General features: G+C 70.4%; 16 protein-coding genes, 1 tRNA gene and 1 pseudogene. 9 read left to right on the forward strand and 9 right to left on the reverse strand.

Annotated elements, in window-relative coordinates:
* Nucleotides 1-116: 116 nt before the first annotated feature.
* Entirely contained in the window at nucleotides 117-470 is a 354-nt protein-coding gene (locus ND747_RS22150; protein ID WP_251736010.1) for a WhiB family transcriptional regulator, read from the reverse strand.
* 552 nt (nucleotides 471-1,022) lie between these two features.
* On the opposite strand from ND747_RS22150, the gene ND747_RS22155 reads away from it, so the two are divergent.
* On the forward strand, nucleotides 1,023-3,611 hold the full coding sequence (locus tag ND747_RS22155) for a penicillin-binding protein (RefSeq protein ID WP_251736012.1): 2,589 nt from the start codon (nucleotides 1,023-1,025) through the stop codon (nucleotides 3,609-3,611).
* Nucleotides 3,612-3,704: 93 nt separating this feature from the next.
* Here the strand turns inward: ND747_RS22155 and ND747_RS22160 are convergent, their stop codons facing one another.
* A complete protein-coding gene (locus tag ND747_RS22160) occupies nucleotides 3,705-4,199 on the reverse strand; it encodes a GatB/YqeY domain-containing protein (RefSeq protein ID WP_251736014.1) in 495 nt (164 codons plus the stop codon).
* A gap of 237 nt (nucleotides 4,200-4,436) precedes the next feature.
* Here ND747_RS22160 and ND747_RS22165 point away from each other — a divergent pair, with 237 nt between their 5' ends.
* From ND747_RS22165 to pyrH, 3 genes are all read left to right on the forward strand, one after another.
* Nucleotides 4,437-5,402, forward strand: coding sequence for a metallophosphoesterase (locus ND747_RS22165; RefSeq protein WP_251736015.1), 966 nt, complete (start codon nucleotides 4,437-4,439; stop codon nucleotides 5,400-5,402).
* A gap of 61 nt (nucleotides 5,403-5,463) precedes the next feature.
* Nucleotides 5,464-5,540: transfer RNA gene (locus tag ND747_RS22170), tRNA-Pro, on the forward strand.
* 227 nt (nucleotides 5,541-5,767) lie between these two features.
* Nucleotides 5,768-6,562 (forward strand): UMP kinase, encoded by a 795-nt coding sequence (gene pyrH / locus ND747_RS22175; protein ID WP_251736017.1) that lies wholly within the window; start codon nucleotides 5,768-5,770, stop codon nucleotides 6,560-6,562.
* 124 nt (nucleotides 6,563-6,686) lie between these two features.
* Here the strand turns inward: pyrH and ND747_RS22180 are convergent, their stop codons facing one another.
* From ND747_RS22180 to ND747_RS22205, 6 genes are all read right to left on the reverse strand, one after another.
* Nucleotides 6,687-7,133 carry a hypothetical protein gene (locus tag ND747_RS22180; RefSeq protein ID WP_251736019.1) on the reverse strand — a complete coding sequence of 149 codons (447 nt, stop codon included), beginning with the start codon at nucleotides 7,131-7,133 and terminating at the stop codon, nucleotides 6,687-6,689.
* Between the two features lie 113 nt (nucleotides 7,134-7,246).
* Nucleotides 7,247-7,777, reverse strand: coding sequence for a nuclear transport factor 2 family protein (locus tag ND747_RS22185; protein WP_251736021.1), 531 nt, complete (start codon nucleotides 7,775-7,777; stop codon nucleotides 7,247-7,249).
* Nucleotides 7,774-9,447 carry a long-chain-fatty-acid--CoA ligase gene (locus ND747_RS22190; RefSeq protein WP_308204673.1) on the reverse strand — a complete coding sequence of 558 codons (1,674 nt, stop codon included), beginning with the start codon at nucleotides 9,445-9,447 and terminating at the stop codon, nucleotides 7,774-7,776. Before ND747_RS22190 ends, ND747_RS22185 begins: the two co-directional genes overlap by 4 nt.
* 113 nt (nucleotides 9,448-9,560) lie before the next feature.
* Nucleotides 9,561-10,499 (reverse strand): acetyltransferase, encoded by a 939-nt coding sequence (locus ND747_RS22195; protein ID WP_251736024.1) that lies wholly within the window; start codon nucleotides 10,497-10,499, stop codon nucleotides 9,561-9,563.
* 242 nt (nucleotides 10,500-10,741) lie between these two features.
* Nucleotides 10,742-12,148 carry a proline--tRNA ligase gene (gene proS / locus ND747_RS22200; protein WP_251736026.1) on the reverse strand — a complete coding sequence of 469 codons (1,407 nt, stop codon included), beginning with the start codon at nucleotides 12,146-12,148 and terminating at the stop codon, nucleotides 10,742-10,744.
* 82 nt (nucleotides 12,149-12,230) lie between these two features.
* On the reverse strand, nucleotides 12,231-12,506 hold the full coding sequence (locus ND747_RS22205) for a hypothetical protein (protein WP_251736028.1): 276 nt from the start codon (nucleotides 12,504-12,506) through the stop codon (nucleotides 12,231-12,233).
* 787 nt (nucleotides 12,507-13,293) lie between these two features.
* Between ND747_RS22205 and pstS the strand changes: the two genes are divergently transcribed.
* From pstS to ND747_RS22230, 5 genes are all read left to right on the forward strand, one after another.
* A complete protein-coding gene (gene pstS, locus ND747_RS22210; RefSeq protein ID WP_251736049.1) occupies nucleotides 13,294-14,400 on the forward strand; it encodes a phosphate ABC transporter substrate-binding protein PstS in 1,107 nt (368 codons plus the stop codon).
* A gap of 155 nt (nucleotides 14,401-14,555) precedes the next feature.
* On the forward strand, nucleotides 14,556-15,653 hold the full coding sequence (pstC, locus tag ND747_RS22215; RefSeq protein ID WP_251736030.1) for a phosphate ABC transporter permease subunit PstC: 1,098 nt from the start codon (nucleotides 14,556-14,558) through the stop codon (nucleotides 15,651-15,653).
* Complete coding sequence (gene pstA / locus ND747_RS22220; RefSeq protein ID WP_251736032.1) at nucleotides 15,650-16,723, forward strand: phosphate ABC transporter permease PstA; 1,074 nt, start codon at nucleotides 15,650-15,652, stop codon at nucleotides 16,721-16,723. The genes pstC and pstA overlap by 4 nt, the downstream gene beginning before the upstream one ends.
* A gap of 190 nt (nucleotides 16,724-16,913) precedes the next feature.
* The gene (gene pstB, locus ND747_RS22225) at nucleotides 16,914-17,690 is read left to right on the forward strand and encodes a phosphate ABC transporter ATP-binding protein PstB (protein ID WP_251736034.1); all 777 of its coding nucleotides are present in this window, start codon (nucleotides 16,914-16,916) and stop codon (nucleotides 17,688-17,690) included.
* A 32-nt stretch (nucleotides 17,691-17,722) separates the two neighbouring features.
* Entirely contained in the window at nucleotides 17,723-18,580 is an 858-nt protein-coding gene (locus ND747_RS22230) for a response regulator transcription factor (RefSeq protein ID WP_251736036.1), read from the forward strand.
* Here ND747_RS22230 and ND747_RS22235 read toward each other — a convergent pair.
* Nucleotides 18,577-18,832, reverse strand: a pseudogene (locus tag ND747_RS22235) (A/G-specific adenine glycosylase); the annotation flags it as partial. The gene ND747_RS22230 and the pseudogene ND747_RS22235 sit on opposite strands and share 4 nt — an antisense overlap.

The following is an 18,832-nucleotide window of genomic DNA, read 5'->3' on the forward strand; positions in this document are numbered from 1 at the left end:
GTGATGGCCCGCGGGCGGTGGCGCAGGGACAGCGGTGAGGTCCGGGCCGGGACGTCGTTGTCCTCGGACGGAACCGCAGACCGGGCGGCGATGGGCCGGGTCGAACAGACCCGGAGCTACCCGGCGGAGGCCGATCGGTGGTCGGCCTGAGCATCCGCAAGCAGCTTGCGCCAGGACGTGACGTCCGGACGGCGACGAAGCAGCGCGCGGCGCTCCCGTTCGGTCATGCCACCCCAGACACCGAACTCGACGTGGTTGTCGAGGGCGTCGGCGAGGCACTCGGTGCGGACAGCGCAGCCGAAGCACCGGGTCTTCACCCGGTTCTGGGCGGCGCCCTGGACGAACAGCTCATCGGGGTCGAGGTCACGACAGGCGGCGTGAGCCGTCCAGTCGCCGTCGACGGTGGAGCCCACCAGAGGAGCTGGGTTGGCACGAAGGGGACTGACGGCGGGGGCCAGGCTTCTGGTCATGCCACCTGCCTTTCTTCTCGAGGCCGGGTCAGGGGTCCCGTGCGGGTGGTGACGTGGCGTTGACCCGAAACCGTACGGAGTGGCGTGGCCACGGCCCAGACCCCACACGGGTGGTTGTCCAAATGACTAGTCCGGGCCATTGATCCGGATCGCGGCGCTAGTGCTGTCTGTGACATCAAGATGTCTGTTGCGTGACAATCTGATGGCTGTGCAGCGTAGGGGCACAGTTGCCATCCCGGTATGTCTGGCCGGAAACCTGGCCCGGTGACCACCCCGCCCCGGATGGGGTGGTCCGAAGGTGACTCGTTCGGCGGACGTTCGACACCTGATTGATGTGGATGTCGTCACGTCGGTCCCGGGCACGCCTTGGTGGCCCCGGCGAGCGCCGACTGTCAGGAGTGCCCCTGCCCAGGTCGGGACGATTTGGGCAGGTCCAGTGGGATGCTCCTGCACAGTTGTACCGGTCTGGGTCCACCCGTCAGGTGTGGTTGATCAGATGTTGGCCCGTATGCTGCGACTGGTGTCCCAGCCTGGCTGGACGGAGGTCCGCCGATGAGCACGCCCCCCGGGCCCCCGGCGCCCGACGGGCCCGCACGGCGGCTCTACCGACCCGGATTCGGATCCGACGGCCCGCTGCGCCGAGGCCGCCGCACCGTCGCCTTCTGGGCTCGGCGGCTGTCCGGCGTCGGGCTGATCAGCGTGCTGTCCGGAGTGCTCGTCGGCATGCTCGCGCTGCCGGTCGTCGGTGCGGTCGGGCTGACCGCCAAGAACAGCGCGGACGACTTCCTCAGCCTGCCGGAGAACCTGGTCGTACCGCCGCTGGCGCAGGCCTCCCGCATTCTGGACGCCCGTGGCAACCAGATCGCCGTGCTCTCCGGTGAGCAGGACCGCGAGGTCGTCTCGCTCGGCCGGGTGTCCCCGGTGATGCGCGAGGCCATCGTCGACATCGAGGACTCGCGGTTCTACGAGCACGACGGGCTCGACTACAAGGGCCTTGCCCGCGCCTACCTCACCAACCGGGAGAACGGGTCGGTAACCCAGGGTGGATCAACTCTGACCCAGCAGTACGTCAAGAACGTTCTGCTGATGTCCGCCACCACCGACGCGCAGCGCCGGGCAGCCACCGAACAGACGGTGCAGCGCAAGCTGCGCGAAGCCCGCTACGCGCTCTATCTGGAAGCACACCTGAGCAAGGACGAGATCCTCGAGCGCTATCTCAACATCGCCTATTTCGGGGACGGCGACTACGGCATCCAGGTCGCCGCGCGGCGCTACTTCAACGTGGACGTCGACAAGCTCACCCTGGCCCAGGCGGCGCTGCTCGCCGGCCTGGTGAAGAATCCGACGGCCTACAATCCGGTGCTGCACCCGCAGGCCGCCGTCCAGCGGCGCAACGTGGTGCTCGACCGGATGCGCGAGCTGCACCACGTCAGCGACGCGGACTTCCGCACCGCGCACGACAGCCCGTTGGTCCTCAACCGCCCGGCCCGCTCGGCCGACCCGTGCGCCGACTCCGGTGCCCCGTTCTTCTGTGCGCTGGTCCGCCAGGAGCTGCTCAACGACAGAACCTTCGCCCCGACCGAGGACGATGCGCGAAGGCTGCTGTTCGAGGGCGGTCTGACCATAACCACCACCCTGGAGCCCGTGGCCCAGCAGGCCGCCCAGTCCGCGGCGAACGAGGTCATCCCGGTCGGCAACCGGGTCGCGGCCGGGGTGGTGACGATGCAGCCCGGTACCGGCCAGGTGCTCGCCGTGGCGGAGAACCGCGAGTACGGCCCCACCGCCGACGGGTTGGTATCGAGCCTGTCCACCGACTTCGTGCACACGAAGGAGGTCTATCCGGCCGATGAGGACTCGTTCAGCCCCGGTTCGACCTTCAAGGTGTTCACGCTCATTTCGGCGCTCAAGGCCGGAATGCCGCTCTCGACGACGCTGCACGCGCCGCTCTGCTACCAGTCGAAGGTCTTCCCGAACCCACAGCCGAAGAACTGCTACGGCAACGCCGATCCGAGCGAGGACGGTTTCTACTCACTGACCACGGCGACCTGGGACTCGGTCAACACCTACTACATCCAGCTCGCGGAGAAACTGGGTGTGCTGCGCACCGCCCAGATCGCCCGCGACATGGGCGTCACGTCGTGCCGGATCCGCCCCCAGGGCAACAGCGATCCCGAGTGCAAGGGGGTCGACGGGATCAGCTCGTCGGACGGTTCGGCGATCCTCGGCTCGAACGAGATCAGCACGCTCGACCTCGCGACCGCCTACTCGACGCTGGCCGCCCGCGGTCGCAGGTGCGCGCCCCGCACCGTCACCGCCATCAGCCAGCGGATCGGCGGTGCCGACCGGCCGCTGCCCTTCAACGCCGGCGCACCCTGCGAGCAGGTGCTCGATCCGAAGATCGCCGACACGGTGAGCTCGGTCCTGGAGGGCGTGATCAGCCACGGCACCGCCAGCGGCAACGCACAGATCGGCCGGCCGGCCGCCGGCAAGACCGGGACCGCCGAAGGCTTCAGCACCGCCTCGTTCGCCGGCTACATCCCGCAGCTGGCCACCGCGGTCACCCTCGCGGATCCGCGCGGTCCGACCGCACATCCACTGACCAACGTGCTTGGCCGCAACGTGTTCGGCGGCGGCTACCCGGCCCAGATCTGGGCCCGCACGATGACCCGGACGATCGACGGCCTGGGTCTCCCGGTGGCGCCGCTGCCGCCGGAGGACGGCACCCTGCCGCAGGTGCCGACCAAGCCGGTGCCGAACGTCGTCGGCCAGCCGCAGGCGATGGCCGAGCAGATCCTGGTCCAGCAGGGCTTCCACGTGTCGTCGCAGCCCGTGGTCTGGCCCGGCCAGCCGGGCATCGTGGTCGGCATGACGCCACCGGCCGGCAGCGTCGTGTCCCTGAACACCGAGATCCACCTGGCCATCTCCGGGGGTCTCACCGGCGCCCCGGTGCTGCCCGGGGGCTCGCCCCCCGGTGGCATCGGCCTCGGCATCGTGCAGCCGCCGGCAGCCGCCCCGGCCAGTGACGGGGGCCTCGCCGGCCTCCTGGCGCAGCTGTTCCCCCGTAACCAGCTCGGAGCTCGACTACCCGGCAACGCGGTCGAACCGGCGCTGGCCCCCGACCGCCGCGCCCGGCGACGCTGACCCGCCGGAGCGGACACCGCCCGAACGAGATCAGCGCGCGCCGACCGTGCGTCCGGACCCGGCCCGTCCTGGCCCGGCCCGGTCAGACAGCGGTCAGCCGCCGGTGAGACGGGCCTTCACCAGTGCGGCGACCCGTCCGCCCTCGGCTCGGCCGGCCACGGCGGCCTGCACCGCCTTCATCGCGGGGCCGATGGCCCGGGGCCCGCTCAGGCCCAGCTCACCCAGGGCCTGGTCGATGATCGCGGTCAGCTCGTCGTCGCCGAGCTGGCGGGGCAGGTAGGTGTTGAGCACCTCACCCTCGGCGCGTTCCCGCGTGGCGGCCTCGGCCCGGCCGGCGTCGGCGTAGGCCTGCGCGGCCTCGCGGCGCTTCTTCACCTCGCGGGTGAGGACCCGCAGGACCTCCTCGTCGTCGAGGATGCGGGCCGTGTCGCCGGCGACCTCGGCCTCCTTGACAGCGGCGAGTGCCAGCCGCAGCGTGGACGTCCGCAGCTCGTCGCGGGACTTCATCGCGGCCGTCAGATCGCCGCGCAGTCGCTGCTGCAACGATCCCGCCTCGGTGCGCTGGCCAGGCTCCGTCGGGGTACTCATAGTCAACGCAGCCTATGGGCTCCACCCGGCGAACTGGTCACCTCCGACCACACATCGACGACACCGACGACCACTCGGCGACGTCGGCGATGTCGCAGCGCCGGTGCGACGGGCGAGGTGAGACGGTAGAAGTGCGGCGCCGCCCCCGGGACTGGCCCGAAGGTGCCAGGCGGGCGCAGGTACTGCTCGACGGCGGGGGTCCCCGAAATCGTGTTCCCCGGGAAAGGTCTGGTCTGGATGCATGGTGTGTCACTGGGCTCCGCCGGTGGTGGTGTCGCCCGAGCCGGTGGTGCTCGTCGTGCCGCTCGAACCGGTGGTGCCGTCGGTGCGCTCGGCGCGGGTGTGCTGGCCTATGGCGCGCTGGTCGAGCGCACGTCGTACACGCTGCGGCGGGTGCCCGTGCCGGTGCTGGCGCCCGGCTCGCGGCCGGTGCGGGTGCTGCACCTGTCCGATCTGCACGTCACCGCCGGCCAGCACGGCAAGCTGGCCTGGCTGTCCGATCTGGCCCGGCTCGTCCCCGACCTGGTGGTGCTGACCGGGGACATCGTCTGCGCGGACGAGGCCCGCGGCCCGCTGCTGGCCGCGCTGGCACCGCTCTACTCGTTTCCGGGCGTGTTCGTCCCCGGCAACAACGACTACTTCGCTCCCACTCTGCGTAGTCCGCACCGCTATCTGCGCCGCGCCGCGTCGGCGCCGGCCGATCCGCGGGGCACCGAGCTGGACTGGCCAACTCTGGCCGGCAGGCTCGCCGCCGCCAGCGGCTGGCTGGAACTGGCCAACACCCGGACCGTCCTCGAGGCCGGCGGTCTGCGTCTGGACCTGCGCGGCGTGGACGACGCCCGACTGCGCCGGGACCGCCCGGTCGCGGTGGCGGGCCCGCCGCGGCCGGGCACCGATCTGGCGATCGGGCTGTCGCACACCCCCGAACCCCGGGTCCTCGACGCCTTCGTCGCGGATGGCGTGCAGCTCATCCTGTCCGGCCACACCCACGGGGGGCAGATTCGGCTGCCGGGGATCGGCGCGCTGGTGGCCAACTGCGGCCTGGACCGCTCGCGGGTGCGCGGCCTGTCGTGCCAGGTGGGCGGTACCAGGTCGGCCTGGCTGCACGTCTCCCCGGGCCTGGGGACCTCGCCGTTCGCGCCGATCCGGCTGGGCTGCCGGCCCGAGGCGACGCTGCTGGGACTGGTGGCGGCGACGGCCTGACGATTCGGGACGCCCCACCCGCCGCACGCCCCGCCGCGTCGGGTATGCTTCTGTTCGGTCGCGGGGTGTGGCGCAGCTTGGTAGCGCGCTTCGTTCGGGACGAAGAGGTCGTGGGTTCGAATCCCGCCACCCCGACCAGGGTCAGGGGCATGATCGGATTTTATCGATCATGCCCCTGACGCATGTCCGCCCGCAGCGCAGGCTCATGTGATCTGCTTTTCGCTACCGGTTTCGGGCATTTCGCACCGACCGGGACGTCCGGCGAACCCGGGGGGCGGGTGTTCTACCGTGTACCCAGCACCGACGAGTTTCATGATCGGTCTTACCATGATCGACCAGTGTGTCCGGCGCGTTAGGATCGCACGATGGAAAAGGGGAAGCGGGAGACTGTGGCCAAATACCGTCGAGTGGTCGTAAAACTGAGCGGCCGGGCGATCGCCGGTTCCGCGGAATTCGGGTTCGACTCCAACGCGCTGGAGCATCTCGCCCGGGAAATCATCGCCGTCCGGCAGTCCGGCGTCGAGGTGGCCATCGTCGTGGGCGGCGGGAACCTGTTTCGCGGCAACCAGTCGGACCGCTGGGGCATCGACCGGGTCGAGGCCGACAACATCGGCATGCTCGGCACCGTGATCAACAGCCTGCTCCTGCGTGGCAAACTGACCGCCCTCGGCGAGGACAACCTGCGGGTGATGACTGCGGTCCCGGTGCCCGCGGTGGCCGAGCCGTACATCCGGCTGCGCGCTGTGCACCTGCTGGAAAAGGGCGCCACCGTCATTCTCGCCTGCGGCAACGGCCAGCCCTTTCTCACCACCGACTATCCGGCGGTCCAGCGGGCGCTGGAGCTCGGTGCGGACGCGGTGCTCGCGGCCAAGGACGGCGTCGACGGTGTCTACGACAGCGACCCGAAGCTCAACCCAAACGCGGAGCGGTTCTCCCATCTCAGCTACGACGAGGTGATCAGCCGCGGGCTGCGGGTGATGGATCAGTCCGCGTTCATCCTGGCGCGTGACTTCGGTATCCCGCTGCACATCTTCGACATCGAGCAGCAGGGTGCGATGACGGCGATCTGTCGGGGCGAACATCGCGGCACCGTCATCACCAGCACCGGGGAGGACGCGGAGACCGCCGCGATGGTCGGCTCCACCGAATCGGTGGGGTAAGCGGCCCGGCCAGACCCCTGCGGGGCCCGACCGGGCGGCTACCTGCCGGTGCCACGACCTGCTTCGTTGACCGGGTTCGGGGGTCAGCCCGGGCCTGAGTGCCTGGACCGCCCCGGGCGGTCGATCAGGAACAGGTGTAGGTGAGTGCCGAGGAGGTGTCCGTGGCCCGGGCATTGTTCGCCGTGGCGGTGGTGACCGTCTTGAACTGGTTTTGACCGGCGAACGCGCACGGAACCGTCGCGCTGTCGCCGACGCCGGCGCCGCCCCAGAACGACTTGCTCACCGGCTCGCCGACGTTCGTCCACTTCCCGTTCGCGTACTTCTTCAGCTGGTTGCTGATCGTCATCGAGCCGGTGTACCAGTTGTCGCAGATCACCGCGCCGTTGCCGGAGATGGTCGACCCGGTGATCGACGCGTTCCCGGTGGGTGTCAGGGCGGAGACGCTGCAGCCGGTGCCGGGTAGCGCGGCCGCCGCGGCGGACGCTGGCGTGGCGGTGCCGATGAAGGCCACCGCCACGGTGCCCGTGGCACCGATGGCCGCGGTCCGCAGGGCTGTGCGGGTACGGGGCACGGAATCCTCCTGAAGGGGTCGGTGCTGCTGGTGGGCGGTGCTGCTGGTGGGAGGTGCAGGCGGTGGGGCGGTGCTGCCCGGTGGGGCGGGCGCCTGCTGGTGCGGCGGCAGGCTCAGCCGCGCGGGCTGCCGTAGGTGGGGCTGCCGTAGGTGGGGCTGCCGTAGGTGTAGGTACGGGTCAGTGGCGGCGGCGGCCCGAAGAAGGTGCTGATGGATGTCAGGCCGGTGTGGTCGAACGTGGTCACGTCCAGCCCGGCGAGCACGACCTGACCGATGCTGTCGCGCAGCCCCCACTCCCAGCGGGCCCGGTCGTGGTGGACGTCCACAGCGCTGACCCGTACCGGACGGTGTCCCGGATAAGGCCCGAGGAAGCCGCCGATCAGGTCGCTGAACCCTTCGACACCGACCGCGGCGCCCAGCGGATTCGCGTAGCTCACCCGGTCGGCGCAGCAACCGGCCAACAGCTGCGTGCGGGCACGCCCGTCGGTCTGCGCCCAGGCGGCGTACAGGCGGTCCGCGAGCGTTTCCAGCCAGGCCTGCACCTGCGCTGTCGGCTCGGCCTCGGTCGGGCGCCAGGACGCGTCCCCGGTGCCGGGCGAGCCGGCGGGGCCGGGGACGTGAGGGGTGTGCGCGGGGTGGGTCACGGGGCGAATCTCCGCCGGGCCTCGGCGCGTTGCAGCTTGCCAGAGGGGGTCTTCGGGACCGAACCGGGCGGCAGCACGATCACCTGGTGTGGTGTCACGCCGATCGCGGCGCGCACCTCGTCGGCCACCGCGTGCCGCAACGCTTCGTGGTCATCGCCGCGGGTCTCGACGGCGACGGCGAGGCCCTCACCGTCAGGACGAGCGGGCCGTTCGACCGGAAAGGCGACGATGTTGCCGGCCCGAGCGCCGGGGGCCCGGGCGGCCGCCCGTTCCACGTCCTCCGGATAGATGTTGCGGCCACCAAGAATGATCACGTCCTTGTGGCGACCGCAGACAACGAGCTCGGTATCGACGAGGTAGCCGAGGTCGCCGGTCGCCAACCAGCCGTCGCCGGTGTCGTCACCGTCACCGTCACCGGTGCCGTCAGCGTCGTCGCGCGACCGGGCCGCGGTCGGTGGCTCGTCGTGGTAGGCGCCCACCGAGGTGCCTCGGACCTGCACCTCGCCGACCGTCCGCTCGGGTAGCACCACGTCGGTCTCGGGATCGACCACGCGGAGGGCAAGCCCCGCGATCGGCTCGCCGAGCAGCACCAGGCGCCGGCTTCGAACAGGGCTGCCGTCGTCCGGATCGGAGGCCGGATCGACCGGACGGGCGGTGCCGGCGGTGAGGGCGTCCGCGTCGACGAGATCGTAGCGCGGGCCCCGGCCGAGGGCGGAGAAGGTCACGGCGACCGTGGCCTCGGCCAGACCGTAGGCCGGCATGAAGGCCTCCGGGTGGAATCCGTGTTCGCCCGCGGCGGCCAGGAAGTCATCCACCACCCCCGGGTCGATCGGCTCGCCCCCGCACAGGGCGTAGGCCAGGCAGGACAGGTCAAGGCGCGGGCCGGTACGCAACAGGCGGGCCGCCAGCGCATAGGCCGATCCGGGGCCGACCGTGGTGGTGGCGCGGTGATGGGAGATCTGCTGCATCCAGCCTGCCGGCCGGGCGAGGTAGTCGGCGGGGGAGGACAGCAGCGTGTCGCAGCGCCCGCATGCCATCGGCAGAACGAGTCCGCCGATCAGCCCCATGTCATGGGACAGCGGCAGCCAGGACAGCATCCGTCCGTGCACCGCTTCGTGGCCGGTGGCCACCCGGATGCCCTCGATGTTCGCCGCAAGGTTGCCGTGGCTGATCCGGGCGATCTTCGGTGCGCCGGTCGTGCCACTGGTGAGCTGCAGGATCGCCGGGTCGTCGGCGGTCAGGGACGGTGGTCGCCAGGATGTGCGCGGCTGGGCGCCGACCACCTCGGCCAGCGTCACCACCGTGCCGGCACCGCCGGACAGCGCCGCGATCGCCTGCTCCCACGGGGAGCCGACCAGCACCAGCGGGTCGCCGAGGGCGTGGAAGCGCTCGCGGGTGTCGGCCAGGTAGCGGGCCAGGTCGACGGTGCGCGCCGGCGTCGGTGCGAGCGTGACACTGGCACCGGCGAGCCAGGCGGCCATGGCCGCGGTCACCGTGGGCCGACCGGTCGAGGCAAGCAGGACGACGGGCCGCCCCGGCCGTACCCCGCGTTCCTGCAGGTCGGCGGCGACGCGGCGGGCATCGTCGTGGAGCACGGCCCAGCCGATCCGCTCACCGCCGTCCGGCGCGAGGAACGTCACCCCGTTCGGACCCGCACTCGCGCGTTTCATGCGATCCAGCAGATACACCATTGTTGCCGGCTTTCCTGGGACGGGTGGGCAGGCGTCGTGTGTTTTTCGGCGGCTCGGTCGCCTGTTCGGTGGCGCTGTCGAGGGAGGCGCGGTCAGCGGCCGGCGTCGGTTTTCTCCGGGCTGTCCCGGCTCTGTGGGTAGGCGGCGAGGACCAGGCGGTCCCAGTATCGACCGCGATAGTAGTCGTGCCGGCGCAGACGCCCCTCAAGCTCGAGTGGGCCACCCGCCGCATTCTCCCGGCCAGCCCCGGAAAACTGCGGATAATTAAATTCCGGCAGCTCGAAGTACAGTTTCCGAAACGGCCAGATATCGAAGATGTAGCGGACGAAGAGATCCAGCGCCTCGACCGCGAGACCGGACCCGGTGTAGTCGGCCGACACGGCCGCACCGATGTACGCGAAGCCGAGCGTGAACTCCGGGTTGTAGCAGATCGCGTGCCCCACCGGCCGGCCGGACTCGATCGACTCGATCACGAACTGCGCCAGCACTCCCTGCCACAGTTCCTGCTCGAACTGCGGGTACGACGGCACCGATCCCCGGTAGCGCCAGCGGAAGCCGACCTCCGGTGTGACTGCCAGCTCATACAGGAACGGCGTGGACGAGGGCAGCACCGGCATCAACCGCAGGAACCGCCCGGCCAGGCAGGGCGCCGGGGGCGCCGGCCCACCGCGGTCGGCCGGGGCCGGGGCGGCGGTGGTGACCGAGACCGGGGCGGCCGGTGCTGTGGTCGCCCCGACGTGTGTCGCCCGTGCGGGGTCGCCGGAAACGGCCGTCCCGCCCACCCCGGAAAGGGCGGAATCGGCGGGGCGCCCGGCACGATAACAGCCGTACAGCTCGCCGATGGTCTCGACCTCCAGCCAGTTCGCCTCGGAGATGTCGGCACCGAGCTCCGTGACGAAAAGGCACAGATCGAGCAGGCGGAAGGAATCAAGGCCGAGATCGGCGTGCAGCCGGCTGTCGGCAGTCACCAGCGAGCCGGAAAAACCGAGCCGGTGGGCGACGAGCTGTTCGAATTCGTCTGGTCGGAGCATGCTACCCGTTCTGCGGGAACGTAAGGCAAAACGTCATGACGATTTCGGACAGGTGGGATGTCGCTGACGTTAGCAAGGGAGCCGAACGACCGCAATGTCGCTGACCCGTTTCGGCTAGCGCGCCCGGTCGCCGACGGGCCGAAGGACCCGCGTCACGTGCCCCGCGCCCGCGAGCGGGTTCGGCACCCCGGGGCCGGGTCGTCGAGACCTGGACCCCGGAGGTGCCGGGTAGCAGCCGGGAATCAGTAGGAGCGTGCGATCAGGGCGACGAGGTCCTCGGCGGGGGTGCCGGCATCGGGGATCGCACCATCAGTGGTCTGCAGACAGCGGACGGTGAGCGCATCCTCGGCCAGCCTCGCCTCGCCCTCCTCGCCCACGGCGGACCAGGGGATGCGGGCGAACCCGGTGGCGGCAGCCGCGGCGGCGTCGGCGACGGTGGCCACCTCCGTGGTTCGACTGTCGCGTAGTGCCACGGCCTCGGCGTACAGCCCGGCCTGGACGTCGTCGAGCGCCGCCGGCACGCGCGCGGTGACCTCGGCCAGGGGGACTGGGGTCTTCACCGACGTGTCGCGGCGCACCACGGTGACGGTGCCGGCGGCGAGGTCGCGCGGGCCGACCTCGACCCGGACGGGTATGCCCTTGATCTCGGCGTCGGTGACCCGGCGGCCGAAGGACAGGCCCGGCCGGGCATCGAGCTGGACGCGCAGGCCGGCACCGGTCAGTGACGTGACGAGCTCCCGGGCGGCAGCCACCACGGCCTCGTCGTCGCGGACCGGCAGGACGACGACCTGGGTGGCGGCGAGCCGCGGCGGGATGCGCAGGCCGTTGTCGTCACCGTGCGCCATGATCAGGCCGCCGACCATCCGGGTGGAGCAACCCCAGGAGGTCGTCCAGGCCAGATGGCGGGCGCCGTCGGAGCCGAGGAAGTCGATGTCGAAGGCGCGGGCGAAGTTCTGGCCGAGCTCATGGCTGGTCGCCATCTGCAGCGCCTTGCCGTCGCCCATCATGCCCTCGCAGGTCATGGTGTTCGTGGCGCCGGCGAACCGCTCGCGGCGGGTCTTGACCCCGACGAACACCGGGATCGCGAGCACGTGGGTGAGGAAGTCGCGGTAGACCTCCAGCGCGATGCGACGAGCGTAGGCGGCCGCGTCGGCGGAGTCGGCGTGCGCGGTGTGCCCCTCCTGCCAGAGGAACTCGCTGCTGCGCAGGAACAGCCGCGGACGCAGTTCCCAGCGCACGACGTTGGCCCACTGGTTGAGCAACAACGGCAGGTCACGGTAGCTCTGGGTCCACTTGGCCAGATACTCGCCGATGACGGTCTCGCTGGTGGGCCGCACGACGACCGGCTCTTCGAGCTCCTTGCCGCCACCGATGGTGACGACGGCGAGCTCCGGGCTGAAACCCTCGACGTGCTCGGCCTCCCGGCGCAGATAGCTCTCCGGGATAAACAGCGGGAAGTAGGCATTCTGTGCCCCCGCCGCCTTGATCCGGGCGTCGACCTCGGCCTGCATCCGTTCCCAGAGCGCATAGCCGTACGGTCGGATCACCTGCGTGCCGCGGACGGGGCCGTTCTCGGCCAGCTCGGCCTTGGCGAGCACATCCTGGTACCAGCGCGGGAAGTCAGTTGCCCGGGGAGTGAGTACAGCCACCGCACCACGATATTGCCTGGGCCGGACAGTTCCGCGCCGGGACGCCGCCGGCGCCGCAGCGGGCCGGGCGCCGGCGGCGCCGTCACCCGCGGGGCGGATCGTCCGGCACGCCGCGGGGGACCTCCCGGAAGACCAGCGAAACGTCCACGTCGCCATGGTGACTGATCAGGCTCGCGGCCGGCGGAATCAGGATCATCGCGGTCGTCAGGTCGGCCGCGGTGGCCCCGGGCGCAAGGGTCAGCTCGTGCCGCACGGCCGGGCCGTCATGGACGGTGACCATCTCGGCGAGAGACGGGGGACGTCCCCCGAAACCCGGGCGGGGCTCGGGCAGGAGAGCGTCGCTGTCGACGGTGTTCATCTTCGGGCTGTCCTCCGGTGCGTCGTTCAGGTGGGCAGGGGCGGCGCGAGGTGGGACGACAGGGATGGGCTGAGCGATCTGGCGGCCGGGTGTCGGAGCGGTCGGGTGTCGGAACGGCTGGGTGTCGGAACGGCTGGGTGCCGGAACGGTTGGAAATCCCTGCGATACTGTCAGCAACATGGATGTTGCTTGACAGCAAATCACGGGAGAGCCGTGAAGGCTACGGGAGATCTGGGGGCAGATCGGACGTCGGGTAACCGCGGACGAACATCCTGATCATCTGCGTAGCGCCCCGCGCGGCTTGGCCGCTTCGTCGGCTGCGTCCCACTGTGTGGACGGGCACAGTGGGCCAGGTGTGGGCAGGTGGCCCGGGGATGAACATTCGCCGCTGCCGGAACATCCACCGCGACCATCCTGATGACCTTCGATGACACTCAAATGCCACAATTCGGATAGCCGCTCCGGCGGTGTTGTCCCGTTGTGACTGGGTGGTGTGCGGCGCCGTCATCGTTCGCGATCGGGATTGCGGCTGGTCGGACCACCTGATCTTCGGTCGATCTAACCTTCAGTGAGATTGTCGGTGCACGTTGTTATGGATGTGTCGTGCCCGGGAAGGTCAACGGGTCGAAAATCCCCCGACATGGATGTGTTCTGGTTGGTGACTGGTTGGCGTATGCGCCTGTTCATCTTTCGTTCATCCCGAATCGCTTCGATTCTCGCCGGCACCCCGGTCCGGGGGGCGGACGACATTCGGCGCCGGGCTCGGCGCTGGGACGAAGGGTTGCTTGTGAAGCTAGGCAAGCGTCAGGCCGCGGTCGGGGCCGCGATGGTGGCACTGCTCACCGTGGCAGCATGTGGAACTGACGACAACAACGACGCGGGTGGGACCACCGCGGCTTCGGCGAGCGCCAGTGCGATCGCCTGCGCCAAGGGGTCGATCACCGGGTCGGGCTCCTCGGCGCAGAAGAACGCCGTGGACGAGTGGGTCAAGGCGTACCAGGACGCCTGTTCCGGTGCGACGATCAACTACCAGTCGACCGGCTCCTCGACCGGTCGTCAGCAGTTCATCTCCAAGCAGGTCACCTTCGCCGGCTCCGACTCGGCGCTCAAGGACCAGCAGAAGACCGACGCGGACAAGCGCTGCGCGCCCGGCACCGCGGTCGACCTGCCGATGGCCGTCGGCCCGGTCTCGCTGATGTACAACCTCTCGGGTGTCAAGGACCTGAAGCTGTCCGCGGAGACGCTGGCGGGGATCTTCTCCGGCAAGATCACCAAGTGGGACGACGCGGCGATCAAGGCTGAGAACAGCGGCGTGTCGCTGCCGTCCGCGACGATCGCCACGGTGCACCGCTCCGACGGCTCCGGCACGACGGACAACTTCACCAAGTTCCTCAAGGGCGCCGGCGGCAGCGCCTGGACGTTCGACTCCGGCTCCGACTGGAAGGCCCCGGGCGGCCAGGGCGCCAAGGGCAGTGACGGCGTCACCTCCACGGTGAAGTCCACCGAGAACTCCATCGGGTACGCGGAGCTCTCCTACGCCGAGAACGCCGGCCTGTCCACGGTCAAGGTCAAGAACGCGGCCGGCGAGTACATCGCGCCGAGCACCGACGGTGCCTCCCTGGGCCTGGGCACCGCGAAGATCGCCGACGGCGACGACCTGAAGCTGACCTTCGACTACACGACCGCCACCAAGGGTGCCTACCCCGTGTACCTGGTGACCTACGAGATCGCCTGCACCTCGGGTCTGCCGGCCGACCAGGCCGCGCTGGTCAAGTCCTTCCTGACCTACACCGCCTCGGACGCGGCCCAGTCGTCGATCGGTGACCTCGGCTACGCGCCGCTGCCGGACGCCGTCGCCAGCAAGGTCCGCGCGGTCATCGCCAAGCTCGCCTGACCGATCCACCGCACCACCTGATCCACCGCACCACCTGATCAACCCGATCCACCTGCATCACCGCACGGCCAGCACCACCTGACCGGACCCGGCCGAACCCGCGGTGGGGACTACGTGCCCCGCCGCGGGTTCGTCGGCGTATCAAGGAGAGGACCATGACGACGGAGCCGGACAGCTCGGCGCAGTCAGCCGAGCAGCGGGGGGCCGCTTCGGCGACGGTCCCGCCGACAGACGGGCCGGACGGGGACCCCACCCGTGGGTCCACCACCGGCGGCCCGGCCCCTGAGCCGGCCGCGCTCGCCCCGCCGCCGGCCGCGCCCGCGGGCAAGGCCACGATCGGCAAGGCCGACGTGGCCTTCAAGAACCTCACCCGGGCCGCCGGCCTCGGGCTGCTCGCGCTGATCGTCGCGATCGCGCTGTTCCTGGTGCTGCGGGCGACGCACGCGCTCGGGCAGAACGACGGGAACTTCCTGACCACCCAGGAGTGGTTCCCCAACCAGGACCCGCCGAAGTTCGGGGTGGCGGCCCTGCTGTTCGGCACGATCGTGACCGCCGCCATCGCGATGGTCATCGCGGTTCCGGTGGCCGTCGGGATCGCCCTGTTCATCACCGTCTACGCGCCCCGCCGGCTCGCCTCGCCGCTGGGTTACATCGTCGACCTGCTGGCCGCGGTGCCCAGCGTCGTCTACGGCCTGTGGGGCCTGCTGGTGCTCGCCCCGCACATGAAGGGCATCCAGCTCTGGCTGAGTGACTACTTCGGCTGGATCCCGCTGTTTCGCGCGGACTCGGTGGGCCGGTCGTTCTTCGTCGCCGGCGTCGTGCTCGCGATCATGATCCTGCCAATCGTCGCGGCACTGTCGCGCGAGGTGTTCCTGCAGGTGCCCACCGCCCACCGCGAGGCGGCCCTGGCGCTGGGCGCCACCCGCTGGGAGATGATCCGCACGGCGGTGCTGCCCTACGGCAAGCCCGGGGTGATCAGTGCGTCGATGCTGGGCCTGGGCCGGGCGATGGGCGAGACGATCGCCGTCGCGCTGGTCCTGCCCGCCTCGTTCAAGATCTCCTGGAACTGGCTCGAGCCCGCCGGTAACACCATCGCGGCCAACGTCGCGAACGGCTGGGGTGAGGCCAACGACATCGGTCGCGGCGCGCTGATCGCGTCCGGCCTCGTACTGTTCATCGTCACGATGATCGTCAATATCATCGCGCGGGCCATCGTGGCGCGTCGCCGTGACTTCTCCGGGAGCTCCGCATGAGCACCGCGACCGTCCCCGAGCCCACCGCTCCCACCGCGGACGGTGAGGATCGGCTGAACCTGCGCGGCGCGATCCTGCCGCGCTTCGTCCCGTTCGCGGTCGCCGCGGGTTCCGTGGTCGTCGCCCTGCTGATCTACCTGCTGACGCCGGTGGACAGCGAGATCCAGATCGTGCTGATGGCAGCACTGATCTTCGTGGTGGCGATGACCGCCGTCTCGACCTCGATCGAGGGCAGCCGCCGGGCCCGCGACCGGTTCGCGACCACCCTGGTCTACGGCGCCTTCCTGCTGGCGGTGATCCCGCTGGTCGCGGTCCTGGCCAGTGTGATCGGCAAGGGCGCGGCCCGGCTGAGCCCGTCGTTTCTCACCCACTCGATGAACGGCATCGGCGCCCGCGACTCCGGCGGCGGCATCTACCACGCCATCATCGGGACCGTCGAGCAGGTGCTGATCGCCAGCGCCATCGCCGTGCCGTTCGGCCTGCTGGTGGCGATCTACCTGGTGGAGTACGGCCGCGGCCGGATCAGCCGGACGATCAGCTTCTTCGTGGACGTGCTCACCGGTCTGCCCTCGATCATCGCCGGTCTGTTCGTGCTGGCGTTCTGGATCCTGGCTCTTGGCCAGGGCTTCTCCGGGTTCGCGGGTTCGCTGGCGCTGGTCGTCCTGATGATTCCGACGGTGGTGCGTTCGGCCGAGGAGATGCTCAAGCTCGTGCCGAACGAGCTGCGCGAGGCCGGTTATGCGCTGGGCGTGCCCAAGTGGCGGACCATCCTGCGGGTCGTCGTCCCGACCGCCCTGCCGGGCATCGTGACCGGCGTCATGCTCGCCGTCGCCCGAGTGTCCGGCGAGACGGCACCCGTGTTGCTTACCGTGTTCGGCACGAACCTCATCAACGCGAACCCGTTCTCCGGTGAGCAGAGCTCGCTGCCGCTGTACATCTACTCACAGGCCGGCCAGCCGCAGCAGTTCGCGATCGACCGGGCCTGGGCCGCCGCGCTTGTCCTGATCATCATCATCATGGTGCTCAACCTCGTCGCCCGGCTGTTCGCCGGCCGCAGCCGGTTGAAGTAACCCCGACCCGGGCTGGCGGTGCGTACCGCCACTGCCGCCGAAGCCACCGCCGGCCCGCTCCGACATGCTTCACCCAGCCGTTCCCAGCATCCTGTCAGGAAGCCGCAACCAACCACCCGGCGGCCGTCCTGCCAGGTAACAGCGTCCAGCCACCGAGCAGCGTCCAGCCAGATCGTGAGTCGAGGTTGTCATGGCCACCCGCATCGAGGTAACCGGGCTGACGGCGTACTACGGCAAGTTCAAAGCCGTGTCCGACGTTAATCTGACTATCGAGCCGAAGAACGTCACCGCATTCATCGGACCGTCCGGATGCGGAAAGTCGACCGTGCTGCGCACACTCAACCGGATGCACGAGGTGCTGCCGGGAGCCCGGGTCGAGGGGCGTGTGCTGCTGGACGGTGAGGATCTCTACGGCGCCGGGATGGACCCGGTGAACGTCCGGCGGACCGTCGGCATGGTCTTCCAGCGGCCGAACCCGTTCCCGACAATGTCGATCTACGAAAACGTCATCGCCGGTCTGAAGCTCAACGGGATCCGCAAGAAGGCGCTGCTTGACGAGCGGGTCGAGGAGTCGCTGCGCGGTGCGAACCTCTGGGACGAGGTCAAGGACCGGCTGAACCGCCCCGGCGCCGGCCTGTCCGGCGGCCAGCAGCAGCGGCTGTGTATCGCCCGGGCGATCGCCGTCGAGCCGCAGGTGCTGCTCATGGACGAGCCCTGCTCGGCGCTCGACCCGATTTCGACCCTGGCGATCGAGGACCTCATCAACAAGCTGAAGTCCAGCTTCACCATCGTCATCGTCACCCACAACATGCAGCAGGCGTCCCGGGTCAGCGACGCGACCGCATTTTTCTCCCTGGAGAAGACCGGCGACCCCGGCCGTCTCGTCGAGTTCGACAAGACCTCGAAGATTTTCACCAACCCGTCGGAGAAACGAACCGAGGACTACGTGTCCGGACGGTTCGGCTGATCGCCAGCGAAGTTCTCGGACAGGACGTCACCATGGTTCCGACGTGGACGGGCGCAGGTCTGTCGGCGGCGGAGCGCGGGCCGGCGGGTGACCGTCGGCCGACGGGGGAGCGCGAGCCGACCGCGGACGATTGCGGGTCGCCCCGCGATCGGCGCCGGACGGCGGGGCCGGGGCCGGAGCGAAGACCGCCCGCACCGGCCCTGCTCATCGCCGACTCGGAGGTCGAGCAGGAGATGCTCGACGCCATCGTCGGCGGCGGCGTGGAGGTCAGCGTCGTCGCCGACGGGGCGCTGGCCCTGTTGGAGATCGGCCTGCGCCAACCCGATGCCCTGATCATCAGTGCCCGGCTACCCGTCGTCGACGGAGTGACCGTGGTGCGCACCGTGCGCAGCGTTGCCGGTCACGACGACATCCCGATCCTGCTCGCCGTCGGCCCCGACGACCGCCCGGCCGCCGCCGCCGGCCTGGACGCCGGGGCGAGCGCCTGCGTCGGCAAGCCCTACCGGGTCACCGAGGTCCTCGCGATGGTCGGCGGTCTGCGCCCCGACCGGTCCGGGGCCCAGCCGCCGCATCCGGGTGGCACCGAGGTCCTGCGCGGCGGCCCGGTCCTGCTCGACCGCGCCGCTCACGAGGTGCGCCTGGACGGCACCCTCGTCTCCGTCCCGCCCCGGGAGTTCCGGCTGCTCGCCCTGCTGTTGGAACAGGCCGGCCGGGTCGTCCCCCGGGAGACCCTGCTGCGCGAGGTCTGGGGCTCCACCCACACCGAGACGAACACCCTCGCCGTCCACGTCCGCCGGCTGCGCCGTCGCCTCGGTGAGGCCGCCGGTGAACCCACAGTGATCGAAAGCATTCGTGGCGTCGGCTACCGCTTCCGTGCCGTGCCCGGCTAGCGTCCCGGCGCTCCCGGCCGGCCGGGCAGGGCGTAGACACCGGGGGCGACCTGGGCGGCCAGGCCGTCGGCGAGCAGACCCGCCAGCGCCCGGTCCCGCTGGACCGGCTCGTCCCAGACCTGGTCGAGCAGCTCCTGGTGGACGGGGTGCGCCGCGTCGCGCAGTACGGCGAGCAACCGGCCGCGGACCTGCCGGTCGGTGCCGGCGTAGCCCTGGGGGCGACGGGCCGGGCCGGTGGCCGGGGGACTGCCC

This window comes from Frankia sp. R82, assembly GCF_023716925.1.
Taxonomy (GTDB): Bacteria; Actinomycetota; Actinomycetes; order Frankiales; family Frankiaceae; genus Frankia.